Source organism: Micromonospora sp. WMMD729 (assembly GCF_049315225.1).
Taxonomy (GTDB): domain Bacteria; phylum Actinomycetota; class Actinomycetes; order Mycobacteriales; family Micromonosporaceae; genus Micromonospora.
The window spans coordinates 4,588,590-4,600,421 of sequence record NZ_CP186059.1 but is presented as its reverse complement, the minus strand read 5'-3'; the positions used below and the strand labels follow the sequence as shown (position 1 = coordinate 4,600,421).

Genomic DNA, 11,832 nt, shown 5'->3' with positions numbered 1-11,832 from the left:
CATAACTGTAAGCCTCTAGTAGAGGGTGAGGGTTCACCTCTGATCCTCGCTGGTGGCGCTGTCGTCGGCCGCTGGGCTGGCCACGCCGTACCCGGTCGGCCGAAGCCAATCTCGAAGGGAAAGGACCGGAGATGACACCTCCGCACAACTACCTGGCGGTCATCAAGGTCGTCGGCATCGGGGGCGGCGGCGTCAACGCCGTCAACCGGATGATCGAGGTTGGGCTCAAGGGCGTCGAGTTCATCGCGATCAACACCGATGCCCAGGCGCTGCTGATGAGTGACGCCGACGTCAAGCTCGACGTCGGCCGCGAGCTGACCCGCGGGCTGGGCGCGGGCGCCAACCCGGACGTGGGCAAGAACGCCGCCGAGGACCACCGCGACGAGATCGAGGAGGTCCTCAAGGGCGCCGACATGGTCTTCGTGACCTGCGGCGAGGGCGGCGGCACCGGCACCGGCGGCGCGCCCGTGGTGGCGAACATCGCCCGCAAGCTCGGCGCGCTGACCATCGGCGTGGTGACCCGGCCGTTCTCCTTCGAGGGCAAGCGCCGCCAGGTGCAGGCCGAGTCGGGGATAGACGAGCTGCGTAACCAGTGCGACACCCTGATCGTCATCCCGAACGACCGGCTGCTGGCGCTCGGCGACCGCAACATCAGCATGATGGACGCGTTCCGCACCGCCGACCAGGTGCTGCTCTCCGGTGTGCAGGGCATCACCGACCTGATCACCACCCCGGGTCTGATCAACCTGGACTTCGCCGACGTCAAGAGCGTGATGAGCGGCGCGGGCAGCGCGTTGATGGGCATCGGCAGCGCGCGCGGCGAGAACCGCGCGGTCGAGGCCGCCGAGGCTGCCATCTCCAGCCCGCTGCTGGAGCAGAGCATGGACGGCGCGCGTGGCGTGCTGCTCTCCATCGCCGGCGGCTCCGACCTGGGCCTGTTCGAGATCAACGACGCGGCGCAGCTGGTCACCGACGCGGCCCACCCGGACGCCAACATCATCTTCGGCGCGGTCATCGACGACGCGCTCGGTGACGAGGTGAGGGTGACCGTCATCGCGGCGGGCTTCGACGGTGGCACGCCGGCGTACAAGGCGGCCGAGTCGCCCCGCAAGACCAACACCAACCAGCCGGCGCCGCAGACCACCCCGGTGCCGCCGCCGGCCACCCTGCCGGCACCGACGCAGTCGCCGCGCCGGGTGCTCTTCGACGACGTCGACGTGCCCGACTTTCTCAAGAACGGCTCCTGAGCGCCGCCGATGACCGACAGCTCAGCCACGGTACGACCGGACCGGCGCGCCGAACTCGCGGCCGGTCTGGCGACGGTACGGGCCCGGATCGCCGAAGCCTGCGGCCAGGCGGGCCGGGACCCCGCCGACGTCACGATGATCGCCGTGACCAAGACGTACCCGGCCGGGGACGTGGTGGCGTTGGCCGGCCTCGGGGTGACCGACATGGGGGAGAACCGCGACCAGGAGGCCGCCGGCAAGGCGAACGAGGTGGCCGCCGCCGGAGTCCGTCCACGCTGGCACTTCATCGGGCAGTTGCAGCGCAACAAGGCCCGTTCGGTGGTCCGCTACGCCGACGTCGTGCACTCGGTGGACAGCGTACGGCTGGCCCGGGCGCTGGACGGCGCGGCGGCGCAACGGGACCGGCCGATGGACGCTCTGGTGCAGGTGAGCATCGACGGTGACCCGGCGCGGGGCGGCGCGCTGCCCGGGTCGGCCGACCCGGAGTCCGGCCTGGACACCGTCGCCGCGGCGGTCGCCGAGGCGACCACGTTGCGGCTGGCCGGCCTCATGGCGGTCGCGCCGCTGGGCTGGCCGCCGGACCGGGCCTTCGCCCGCCTGGCCGAGATCGCCGAGGCGTTCCGGTCGGTCCACCCGGGAGCGACAGCGTTGTCGGCCGGGATGAGCGGCGACCTGGAAATCGCGATCCGCTACGGCGCGACACATGTCCGCGTCGGTAGCGCGTTGCTCGGAATGCGTCCCACGCTGCGGTAGCCTGACCGCCAGACAGGCAAATTACATCAGTGTTGTTTCAGGGGCGGCCGATCCTGTGGGGGTCGTGACACGCGACGCGAATCGCGTGTCGGGGATTGCCGTCCCGGTCCGATGGGCATGGTTGTCCATTCGCGACGGGCGACATGGCACGGGGGCGAGTGCCGCACGGCGGACGGAAGGGCGCGGGATGGGTGCACTGCGCAAGGCGGGGGTCTGGCTCGGTCTCGTCGAGGAAGACGACGAGCGGGCCTACGACGACGGTGACTACGACAAGGGTGGTTACCGCGACTCGCGCTACCGGCAGAGCCGGTACGCGGAGGAGTTCGCCGACGAGGACGACGACGACACCGAGGAGCCGCCGGCTCCCCGGCCGCGGGCGAGCGAGCGGGGCCGGCTCTCCGAGCGGTCGACCGGGCGGGCCGCCGAGTCCGACCGTGGTGACACCGAGCGTCCGGAGCGGGCCGAGCGGTCCAGCGTACGGTCGATCACCCGGTCCACGGCGAACGAGACGTCGGGCGCGCTGACGTACCACACGCGCGACAACCTGGCGCTCGCGCCGCAGGCCGTGACGCGGGAGCGCGTGGTCGTGCCCGAGGAGGAGCAGCGCTACCAGATCACCACCCTGCACCCGACCACCTACCGGGAGGCGCGCACCATCGGTGAGCACTTCCGCGACGGCGTACCGGTGATCATCAACCTCACCGAGATGGACGAGGCCGACGCCCGCCGTCTGGTTGACTTCGCGGCCGGTCTGGCGTTCGGGCTGCGCGGTACGATCGAGCGCGTGACCAATCGGGTGTTCCTGCTCTCACCGGCCAATGTCCAGGTCACCGCTGAGGACAAGGCCAAGATCGCTGAGGGCGGTTTTTTCAGTCTGAGTTGACCCCGCCCGACCCGAGGGACGTCGCTGACCGTGTTGTCGATCTTGCTGCAAGTGTTGTACCTGGTCCTTTATGTCTTCCTGCTTCTTCTTCTGTCCCGGTTCGTGTTGAGCGCCGTGCTTCAGTACGGCCGCCGGTGGCAGCCGGGGCGCGGAGCGGCCGCAGGACTGGAATCCGTGTGGAGCGTCACTGATCCCCCTCTCAACGCGTTGAGGCGTGTGATCCCTCCGCTGCGAATTGGTACCGTGAGCATCGACCTGGCCTCCCTTGTGCTCCTGGTTATCCTGTTCGTGCTGATGGAGTTCGTGTTAGGGCCGTCGATCAGGGCATCTGCCTGATGACCGACGCGCTTTCGCGGCCGCAACTGACCCGAGGAGTTTCGATGCCGCTGACCCCGGCCGACGTCCACAACGTCGCCTTCAAAAAGCCGCCGATCGGCAAGCGGGGGTATGACGAGGAGGAGGTCGACGCCTTCCTGGACGAGGTCGAGCGCGAGCTCGCCCGTCTCATCGAGGAGAACAACGAGCTGCGCGCCCAGGTGGAGCGCGGCGGCCGTGGCGGTGCCCCCGCCGGCCCCGGCGGCGACGCCCGACTGGCGGCGGAGCTCAACGACGTCAAGGCCCAGCTCGACCGGGTCCAGCGCGACAAGTCCGCAGCCGAGCAGGCCGCCCGCGCCATGCAGGCCGAGCTGGAGCAGGTCCGCGCGACCGGCGGCCCGGCCGGCGTCACCGGTGACGGTGAGCAGCAGGCGCTGCGGGTGCTGATGATGGCCCAGCGCACCGCCGACGACCACGTGTCGGACGCGCGCCGCGAGGCCGACCAGCTCCTGTCCGAGGCGCGGAGCAAGGCCGAGGAGGTGACCCGCGAGGCTCGTGCGAAGGCCGACGCCCTGGAGCGGGACGCCCGCCAGCGGCACCAGGAGGCCATGGGCGGCCTGGACGCCAAGCGCACGGCCCTGCAGAAGCACATCGAGGAGCTCAAGCAGTTCGAGCGTGAGTACCGCACCCGGCTCAAGGCGTACCTGGAGAGCCAGCTGCGGGACCTCGACGGTCGTGGCCAGGGCCTCGAAGCCGAGATGACCCGCTCCGAGGCAGGCCGGGTCGCCGGCGGCAACGGACTGGCCGCGGCGGGGCTCGCCGGCTCGTACGGCGGCGGGCGCTCCGGCGCCCTCGAAGCCGGACGCTGAGCACCGGCCGGCGATCGCTCTCCGAGATGGTGACGGTCGCCGGCCCCGCCTGGACGGTACGACGCGGCAGGGGTGAGCCGTGATAGTCGCGAGTCTCCTGCTCATCCTCGTGGCCGTGGTGCTGCTGGTCTTCGGCCTGGCCGGGGGCTCCAGCATTTTGTTGACCATCTCCATCGCGGCCAGCCTGCTGGCCGCCGTGGCGTTGGTGGTGGGCGCCCGCCAGGCAGCCGCCAACCGCGCCGCGGCGGACCCCGGCCGGGTCGGCCCGCGAGACCGCGGGGCGTTCCGCTCCGCCGGTCCGGCCGGATCGGGTGTTCCGTACGGAGCACCGCTGGCCGAGCCGGACGTGCCGGTCCAGCACGTACCTTCGACGGTCGCTGACGGCGGCACCGGGTGGCGGCAACCACCCGAGCCGCCGTCCGACCCCGAGCCGGCGTACGACGTGTCCGTGCCGTACCAGCCGGAGACGGCCGACGGCGGTGCACGGTCCTCGCCGGTCAGTCCGGCACCGTTCGTGGCCCGGGCCGACGAGGCGTACCGGGCCGACGCCGTGGCCGCCGACGCGCTGGCCGACGAGCCCGCCGAGCAACCGATCACCCCCGCCGAGGCGGCCCGCATCGCCCGGCTGCCCGACCCCGTCGAGGTGGTGGACGGGCGGCCCCGCTACCACCTGGCCGCGTGCCCGCACCTGATCGGTCGGACTCCGGAGACACTCCCGGTCGCCGAGGCCGTCGAGCTCGGCTTCACGCCGTGCGCGGCGTGCACGCCGGCCACCGCCCTGCTCATCGACGCCCGGCCGATCTGAAGACGTGCCGGTGCCCCCGCAGGACGCGCTCACCGTGGCGGTACGGGTGAAGCCGGGCGCCTCCCGGGACGCCGTCGGTGGTCGCTTCGACGGCCCGCACGGCCCCGCCCTGGTGATCGCCGTTCACGCCCCGGCGGTGGACGGTCGGGCGACCGAGGCGGCCCGCCGCGCCCTCGCCGCCGCGCTGGGCGTCCGGCCGGCCACCGTGTCGCTGCGGACCGGCGCGGCCAGCCGGGACAAGCTCTTCCTCGTCGACCGGCCCGCCCCCGAACTGCCCGACGTGCTGCGCCGACTGCGCGACGGAGCCGCGGGGTGAGGACCGCCCGGGCCCGGCTACCGTGACGCCCGGGCTGGACATCGCGCTGCTGCTCGGCGCGGCCGTGCTGCTGGTGGCGGTCGGCGCGGTCCGGCTCTCGACCCGCCTCGGGGTGCCCAGCCTGCTGGTCTACCTGGCGCTCGGCGTGGCCATCGGCGAAGCCGGGCTCGGCATCCGCTTCGACGACGTCGACCTGACCCGGACCCTCGGCTTCTGCGCGCTGATCGTGATCATCGCCGAGGGCGGCCTCACCGCCCGGTGGAGCACGCTGCGTCCGGTGCTCGCGCTGGCGTCCGCGCTCTCCACGGTCGGCGTGGTGGTCAGCATCGTGGTGGTCGGGGTCGCCGTACACCTGCTGTTGGGTCTGGACTGGCGACTGGCGCTGCTCTACGGCGCGGTGCTCTCCTCCACCGACGCGGCGGCGGTGTTCGCCACCCTGCGGCGGCTGCGGTTGCCGCCCCGGCTGGTGGCCACCCTGGAGGCCGAGTCCGGCATGAACGACGCCCCGGTGGTGCTGCTGGTGGTGCTGCTGTCGCACCGGGGCCTGACCCATCCGTGGTGGTACGAGGTAGCGCTGGTCTGTTACGAGCTGGGCGTCGGCGCGGCGGTGGGGGTGGGCGCGGGCCTCGCCGGCACCTGGGCGCTGCGCCGGGCGGCGCTGCCCTCGGCCGGGCTGTACCCGATCGCGGCGGTGGGGATCACCGTCCTGGCGTACGCCGCCGGCGCCGTGCTGCACGCCTCGGGCTTCCTCGCCGTCTACGTGGCGGGGGTGCTGCTGGGCAACGCCCGGCTGCCGCACCGGCAGGCGATCCTCGGCTTCGCCGACGGGCTGGCCTGGCTCGCGCAGATCGGGCTGTTCGTCCTGCTCGGGTTGCTGGTCGCGCCGGGCCGGTTGGACGCCGCGGTGCTGCCGGCGGTGGTCGCCGGTCTGGCGCTGGTGCTGCTGGCCCGGCCGCTGTCGGTGGCCGTCTCGGCGTTGCCGTTCCGGGTCGGCCTGCGGGAGCAGGCGTTCCTGTCCTGGGCCGGGCTGCGCGGGGCGGTGCCGATCGTGCTGGCCACCATCCCGCTCTCGCAGCGGGTGCCGGGCGCGGAGCGACTCTTCGACGCGGTCTTCGTGCTGGTGGTGATCTTCACGCTGGTGCAGACCGGCACGCTCGGCCCGCTCGCCCGCCGGCTGGGGACCACCGCGCCGGCCGAGGCCACCGAGATCCACGTGGAGACCGCGCCGCTCGAGCGGATGCGCGCCGACCTGTTGCAGCTGGAGGTGCCGCCGGGCTCCCGGCTGGCCGGCGTGCACGTCGACGAGCTACGACTGCCGGTGGGCGCCTCGGTGACCCTGGTGCTGCGCGACGGGGTGGGCTTCGTGCCCGGCCCGGACACCCGGCTGAAGACCGGCGACAGCCTGCTGATCGTCGCCACCGGTGGGGTGCGGGACGCCGCCGAACGGCGGCTGCGGGCGGTCAGCCGACGGGGTCGGCTGGCCCGATGGTTTGGCGAGTACGGGGATGAAGCGGTCGGTTGATCTGCTAGCGTTCCCTTTGCCCCAGTTAGGCAGAGCTAGGGGCGGTTGAGCGGTACGACGGTGCGCCACGTTGTCGGACGCCTGTACGTTCCGTATTCTTGCCAACCTCGGGAGTGCGCGGCCATTGTCGCCGTGCGCCCCTTTTCGTACTCAGGGACGCCTTGATCGGTGTCCCTGACCAGGTGCCGCGACCGCGCGGCTCCCCGGCCGAGGGAGCGACCCATGGCGAAGCCAGCCGACACCAGGACCGCCGGCCGTAAGCCGGTGGCCAAGGCCACCCGCAGCGCGGCGGAGACCGAGAAGATCCGGGCGGCGCTGGCGGCGCGGCGGGACGAGCTGCGCGCCGAGTACGATCAGACGCTGAGCGAGATCACCGAGCTGCAGCGCGATCGGTTGACGGACTCGGCCGGGGACGACCAGGCCGACACCGGCACCAAGACGTTCGAGCGGGAGCAGGAGATCTCTCTCGCCAACAGCATCCTGGAACGGATCACGCAGGTCGAGCGCGCCCTGGAGCGCCTCGACGAGGGTGGTTACGGCTGGTGCGAGCGGTGCGGCAACCCGATCCCGGTCGAGCGCCTCGCCGCCTTCCCGTCGGCCACCCTCTGTGTGACGTGCAAGCAGTTGGAGGAGCGGCGCTGACAGCCCGGTCCCCGTCTGCGACGAGACGGTGAGCGATCACCGCCGAGACACCTCGATGGGGAGCGCATGACCGCAGCACCGCCCGCCGAACCCGGCCGCACCGACCCGGACGGCGGTAAGCCCCGGCCCCGGGCTGTCGCGATCCTTGCCGGGGTGGCCCTGGTGGCCCTGCTGGCCGACCTGGTGACCAAGCACCTCGCGCTGGCCACCCTCACCGACCGCGAGCCGGTCCGGGTGCTGGGCGGGCTGGTCTACTTCAGCCTGACCCGCAACAGCGGCGCCGCCTGGAGCATCGGGGCGGACTACACCTGGGTGTTCCCGCTGATCACCATCGGTGTGGTCGGCTGGATCGTCTGGATGGCACTGCGGCTGCGGTCGCTGCCGTGGGCGATCTCCCTGGGCCTGGTGCTCGGCGGCGCGTTGGGCAACCTGATGGACCGGATCTTCCGGGCGCCCGCGCCCTTCCACGGGCACGTCGTCGACATGATTAGCGTCTTCGGGCCGTACGGCGAGTACTTCCCGGTGTTCAACCTGGCCGACAGCTCGCTCGTCTGCGGTGTGGTGCTGGCCGTGCTGCTCGAACTGACCGGTCGTCAGCGCGACGGCCGACGGGCCGGCGGTGTCGGTGCCACCAAGGACGCGGACGCCACCGCCGACGCCGAGCAGCGGGAGCGGGCATGACCTCCGCCTTCGCCGCCGGCGGCGACCACCGTTCCCTGCCCGTACCCGACGGTCTCGACGGCATGCGCCTGGACCAGGCGGTGTCCCGGCTCTTCGGTCTCTCCCGGACCGCCGCGGCCGCCCTCGTCGACGCCGGTGACGCCCTGGTGGACGGCGCTGTCCGCGCCAACTCGCACAAGGTCAAGGCCGGCTCCTGGCTGGACGTCACGCTGCCCGCGCCGGTCGCCCCGCCGACCGTGGTGCCGCAGGCGGTGCCGGGCCTGCGCGTCGTGTACGCCGACGACGACATCGTCGTGGTGGACAAGCCGGTCGGCGTGGCCGCGCATCCCAGCCCGGGCTGGACCGGCCCGACCGTGATCGGCGCGCTCGCCGCGATCGGCCACCGCATCTCCACCAGCGGCGCGGCCGAGCGTCAGGGCGTCGTGCACCGCCTCGACGTGGGCACCACGGGGATCATGGTGGTGGCCAAGAGCGAGCAGGCGTACACCGCGTTGAAGCGGGCCTTCAAGTACCGCGAGGTCGACAAGGGCTACCACGCCGTGGTCCAGGGTCACCTGGACCCGCTGCGCGGCACCGTCGACGCGCCGATCGACCGGCACCCGACGCACGACTACCGCTGGGCCGTGGTGTCCGGCGGCAAGCCGAGCATCACCCACTACGACACGCTGGAGGCGTTCCCCGCCGCCAGCCTTGTCGACGTCCGGTTGGAGACCGGCCGGACCCACCAGATCCGGGTGCACTTCTCCACCCTGCGGCACCCCTGCGTGGGTGACCTGACGTACGGCGCCGACCCCACCCTCTCGGCCCGTCTCGGCCTGGCCCGTCAGTGGCTGCACGCCCGCGAACTGAGCTTTTTGCATCCCCGTTCGGGGGACGAGGTCCGGTTCGTCAGCGACTACCCTGACGATCTGGAACGTGCGCTTGAGATCCTGCGTGACTAGAGCGGCGACCACCATCGATCTGACGAGGGGATCCCGCCCGTGCGCGCCGGCGACCTGCTGCGGCAGCTGGACCAACGGCTGCTGCCGCCGTTGACCCGGGCGGTGGCCCGGCTCGGTGACACCCCGTCGCGGTCCGGCGTGCTCACCTGGGCCGCGGTGCTCTCCGCGGCGGCGGTCCTGGGCACGGCCGTCTGGGCCGTCGACGACGCCCCGGTGAGCGACCAGACGGTGGGCGAGGTGACCCGGGTCGGGGTGGCCGACGGGGACTCCGTGCCCGGCTACGTCAGCTCCGCGGCGGCCGATCTGGCCGCCCTGGGCCCGGCCGCCGCGGCCACCGGGGACGGGACGTACGCGCTGGTCACGCTCGACGCGTACCTGCCGCCGCAGCGACTGGCCACGGTGCTCGGCGACGTGTCGGTCTCGACCGTCTTCGGGCGGGTCCCGCTGCCCGGTCGGCAGACCGAGATCGTCCGTCTCCCCGCCCTGCGGGTGCCCGACGACGTGGTCGCCCAGATGGAGCGGGTGGCCGCCCGCAAGGACGGTGAGGCCGCCGACTACCGGGCGCGGGCCGCCGCCGTGCGCGGCGACGGCGCCGCCGAGCGCGAGCTGCGGGAGCGGTACGTCGTCGACGCCGACGTGGCCAGCGCCGAGGCCGAGGCGTACCGCGCCGGCTGCGCCTGTGTCTACGCGGCGGTGGTGCGCGCCGTGCCGGAGACGCTGCGGCGGGTGGCCACCCGCCCGGACGTGCGGGCCGTCGATCCGGCGCCCGAGGTGTACCGGCTCGACCGTACGGTCTTCACGCCGCCGCTGCCCGAGCAGCGGGACGTGGTCCGCCCGCCGGCCGACACCGGGCCGAGTCCGACGCCGACGCCGCGCGCGAGCGGCGGGTCGACGTCGAGCACGCCGCGACCGCCGGTGCCGATGGGCGAATCGTCGGAACCCGCACCGCTCGTAACGATTGCGTCACCCGAGCCGACCCCGGCGCAGGCCACCGAACCGGCCCCGCCGACTGTCGCCACCTCCCCGGACGCGTCCGACCCCGGGTTGCTGGCCACCTCCCCGCCGTGATCTAGGCCGGGCGGCGTGCGTCCGCAGGTGTGGTCCGAATAGGGTTTGGTTCGTAGCCTGTCAGGCAGAGATCGATGGCGCTGGGAGGGCGGGCCGTGGAGGGCAGTGAGACCGGCTGGGGCCGGCCGGCCGAACCAGCGCCGAGGTGGCGGGCGTTGCTCGACCGTGCCCGGCTGGGCGGTCGGGCGGCGGAGCAGTCCGAGCCCGAGCGCCGCGCCGACGAGGCACCGGACCCACTGCCGCGACGCGCGGCCCCCAACGGCTACGCGGGGCGCGCGCCGGCCATCGGGCATCCGGCCGATCTGTCGTACGGGCAGGAGCCCGGCTACCGGGCCGAGGGGACGTACCGGGTCGATCCCGCGTACCGGGCCGAACCGGGCTACCGGGCCGAACCGGACTACCGGGCCGAGCCGGCGTACCGCTCGGAGCCGGACTACCGCGCCGAGCCCGCGTACCGGTCCGAGCCCGACTACCGGGCCGAGCCGGCGTACCGCTCGGAGCCCACCTACCGGTCCGAGCCGGACTACCGCGCCGAGCCGACGTACCGTGCCGAGCCCGGTTACCGGGCCGAACCGACGTACCGCGCCGAGCCCGGTTACCGGGCCGAGCCGACGTACCGGGCCGAGCCGGGTTACCCGGCCGAGCCGGAGCCGCCGCGCCGCGGCGAGCCGGAGTCGCGCTACGCCATCCTGGACAACGGCTACCGCTCGGGCAATGCGGCCGGCGAGTCCCGGTACGCGCTGCTGGAGACCGGCTACCAGCCGGAGACCGGCTACCCGGCCCCCGCGCCGCCGGTGCCACCGCAGGCCGCCCCGGTCGCCCCGCCGCCGGTCGTCCCGCCGCCGGTCGCGCCGCCACCCGCCCCGCCGGTCGCGCCACCGCCGGTCGCGTCGGTCACCCCGCCCGGCTCGGCCCTCGCCGAGCGCGGCTACCCGGCCCGGATCGAGTGGCGTGCGCAGGGCGTCGACCAGGAGTCCGAGCGTGCCACCGGCGTGCTCCGCCGGGACCTGGGCACGCCTCGGGTGTTCGCGTTCGCCAACCCCAAGGGCGGCGTGCACAAGACCACCGCCACGGTGCTCGCCGCCGCCACCGTCGGCAGCGTGCGGGGGCGGGGCGTACTGGCCTGGGACGACAACGAGCTGCGCGGCACCCTCGGGCTGCGCGCCGGCAGCGCCCGGCACGCCCGTACCATCCGGCACCTGGTCAGCGACCTCGCCCAGATCGAGATCATGGAGGGCGCGACCCTGCTGGAGCGGCTGGACGACTACCTGCGGCACGCCTCCGACGGCTCGTACGACGTGCTGGCCGGCGAGGAGAGCCCGCGCTTCGCCCAGCGGCTCGACCAGTTCACCGTCAAGCGGGTGCTCGAGCTGCTGCGTCGTACGCACGACGTGATCTGCGTGGACACCGGCAACAACGTGGAGAGCCCCAACTGGCGCACCGTGATGCACGCCGCCGACCAACTGGTGGTCACCACCGTGCCCCGCGAGGACGCCGCGTTCAGCGCCGACTGGATGCTCGACCTGCTGCACGAGGAGGGCATGGGCGAGCTGGCCGACAACGCGGTCACTCTCATCTCCTGCCCCACCCCCGGCCGCTCGACGTTGCAGGACGACCTGGAACGGCACTTCGCCACGCGGACCCGCGCCGTGGCCGTGGTGCCGTACGACCCGGCGTTGGAGACCGGCTCGTCGATCGAGTACCACCAGCTCCAGCCGGAGACCCGCCAGGCATGGCTGCGGGCCGCCGCGGCCATGGCGGAGCCGTTCGCCCGGTGAGTTGGTTCGCCG

The 11,832-nt window shown here is 73.2% G+C and carries 13 protein-coding genes; all 13 read left to right on the top strand.

What is annotated here, in order from left to right:
• The first annotated feature begins 131 nt into the window (after positions 1–131).
• The 13 genes from ftsZ (at position 132) to ACN263_RS20850 (ending at position 11,820) form a co-directional block, all read left to right on the top strand.
• Positions 132–1,247: a cell division protein FtsZ gene (ftsZ, locus tag ACN263_RS20910; RefSeq protein WP_421472313.1), complete on the top strand. Its 1,116-nt coding sequence runs from the start codon at positions 132–134 to the stop codon at positions 1,245–1,247.
• Positions 1,248–1,256: 9 nt separating this feature from the next.
• Entirely contained in the window at positions 1,257–2,000 is a 744-nt protein-coding gene (locus ACN263_RS20905; protein ID WP_422736060.1) for a YggS family pyridoxal phosphate-dependent enzyme, read from the top strand.
• A 187-nt stretch (positions 2,001–2,187) separates the two neighbouring features.
• On the top strand, positions 2,188–2,883 hold the full coding sequence (locus ACN263_RS20900) for a cell division protein SepF (RefSeq protein WP_422736059.1): 696 nt from the start codon (positions 2,188–2,190) through the stop codon (positions 2,881–2,883).
• A 30-nt stretch (positions 2,884–2,913) separates the two neighbouring features.
• Positions 2,914–3,219, top strand: coding sequence for a YggT family protein (locus tag ACN263_RS20895; RefSeq protein WP_355049471.1), 306 nt, complete (start codon positions 2,914–2,916; stop codon positions 3,217–3,219).
• Positions 3,220–3,263: 44 nt separating this feature from the next.
• Entirely contained in the window at positions 3,264–4,067 is an 804-nt protein-coding gene (locus ACN263_RS20890; RefSeq protein WP_139586062.1) for a DivIVA domain-containing protein, read from the top strand.
• Positions 4,068–4,146: 79 nt separating this feature from the next.
• Positions 4,147–4,872: a hypothetical protein gene (locus ACN263_RS20885; protein WP_422736058.1), complete on the top strand. Its 726-nt coding sequence runs from the start codon at positions 4,147–4,149 to the stop codon at positions 4,870–4,872.
• A gap of 4 nt (positions 4,873–4,876) precedes the next feature.
• Positions 4,877–5,188 (top strand): DUF167 domain-containing protein, encoded by a 312-nt coding sequence (locus ACN263_RS20880; protein WP_422736057.1) that lies wholly within the window; start codon positions 4,877–4,879, stop codon positions 5,186–5,188.
• A 22-nt stretch (positions 5,189–5,210) separates the two neighbouring features.
• On the top strand, positions 5,211–6,710 hold the full coding sequence (locus ACN263_RS20875; RefSeq protein WP_422736056.1) for a potassium/proton antiporter: 1,500 nt from the start codon (positions 5,211–5,213) through the stop codon (positions 6,708–6,710).
• 222 nt (positions 6,711–6,932) lie between these two features.
• The gene (locus tag ACN263_RS20870) at positions 6,933–7,352 is read left to right on the top strand and encodes a TraR/DksA family transcriptional regulator (protein ID WP_007463005.1); all 420 of its coding nucleotides are present in this window, start codon (positions 6,933–6,935) and stop codon (positions 7,350–7,352) included.
• A gap of 66 nt (positions 7,353–7,418) precedes the next feature.
• On the top strand, positions 7,419–8,033 hold the full coding sequence (gene lspA / locus ACN263_RS20865) for a signal peptidase II (protein ID WP_422736055.1): 615 nt from the start codon (positions 7,419–7,421) through the stop codon (positions 8,031–8,033).
• The gene (locus ACN263_RS20860; RefSeq protein ID WP_421472306.1) at positions 8,030–8,974 is read left to right on the top strand and encodes an RluA family pseudouridine synthase; all 945 of its coding nucleotides are present in this window, start codon (positions 8,030–8,032) and stop codon (positions 8,972–8,974) included. Before lspA ends, ACN263_RS20860 begins: the two co-directional genes overlap by 4 nt.
• 39 nt (positions 8,975–9,013) lie before the next feature.
• A complete protein-coding gene (locus ACN263_RS20855) occupies positions 9,014–10,042 on the top strand; it encodes a hypothetical protein (RefSeq protein WP_422736054.1) in 1,029 nt (342 codons plus the stop codon).
• 74 nt (positions 10,043–10,116) lie between these two features.
• The gene (locus tag ACN263_RS20850) at positions 10,117–11,820 is read left to right on the top strand and encodes an AAA family ATPase (RefSeq protein ID WP_422736053.1); all 1,704 of its coding nucleotides are present in this window, start codon (positions 10,117–10,119) and stop codon (positions 11,818–11,820) included.
• Positions 11,821–11,832 lie beyond the last annotated feature (12 nt).

Bases quoted from the DNA above. Each gene is read 5' to 3' on its own strand.
- ACN263_RS20905 (WP_422736060.1), top strand. From the start codon at position 1,257: ATGACCGACAGCTCAGCCACGGTACGACCGGACCGGCGCGCCGAACTC.
- ACN263_RS20870 (WP_007463005.1), top strand. From the start codon at position 6,933: ATGGCGAAGCCAGCCGACACCAGGACCGCCGGCCGTAAGCCGGTGGCC.
- ACN263_RS20900 (WP_422736059.1), top strand. From the start codon at position 2,188: ATGGGTGCACTGCGCAAGGCGGGGGTCTGGCTCGGTCTCGTCGAGGAA.
- ACN263_RS20890 (WP_139586062.1), top strand. From the start codon at position 3,264: ATGCCGCTGACCCCGGCCGACGTCCACAACGTCGCCTTCAAAAAGCCG.
- ftsZ (WP_421472313.1), top strand. From the start codon at position 132: ATGACACCTCCGCACAACTACCTGGCGGTCATCAAGGTCGTCGGCATC.
- lspA (WP_422736055.1), top strand. From the start codon at position 7,419: ATGACCGCAGCACCGCCCGCCGAACCCGGCCGCACCGACCCGGACGGC.
- ACN263_RS20860 (WP_421472306.1), top strand. From the start codon at position 8,030: ATGACCTCCGCCTTCGCCGCCGGCGGCGACCACCGTTCCCTGCCCGTA.
- ACN263_RS20850 (WP_422736053.1), top strand. From the start codon at position 10,117: ATGGCGCTGGGAGGGCGGGCCGTGGAGGGCAGTGAGACCGGCTGGGGC.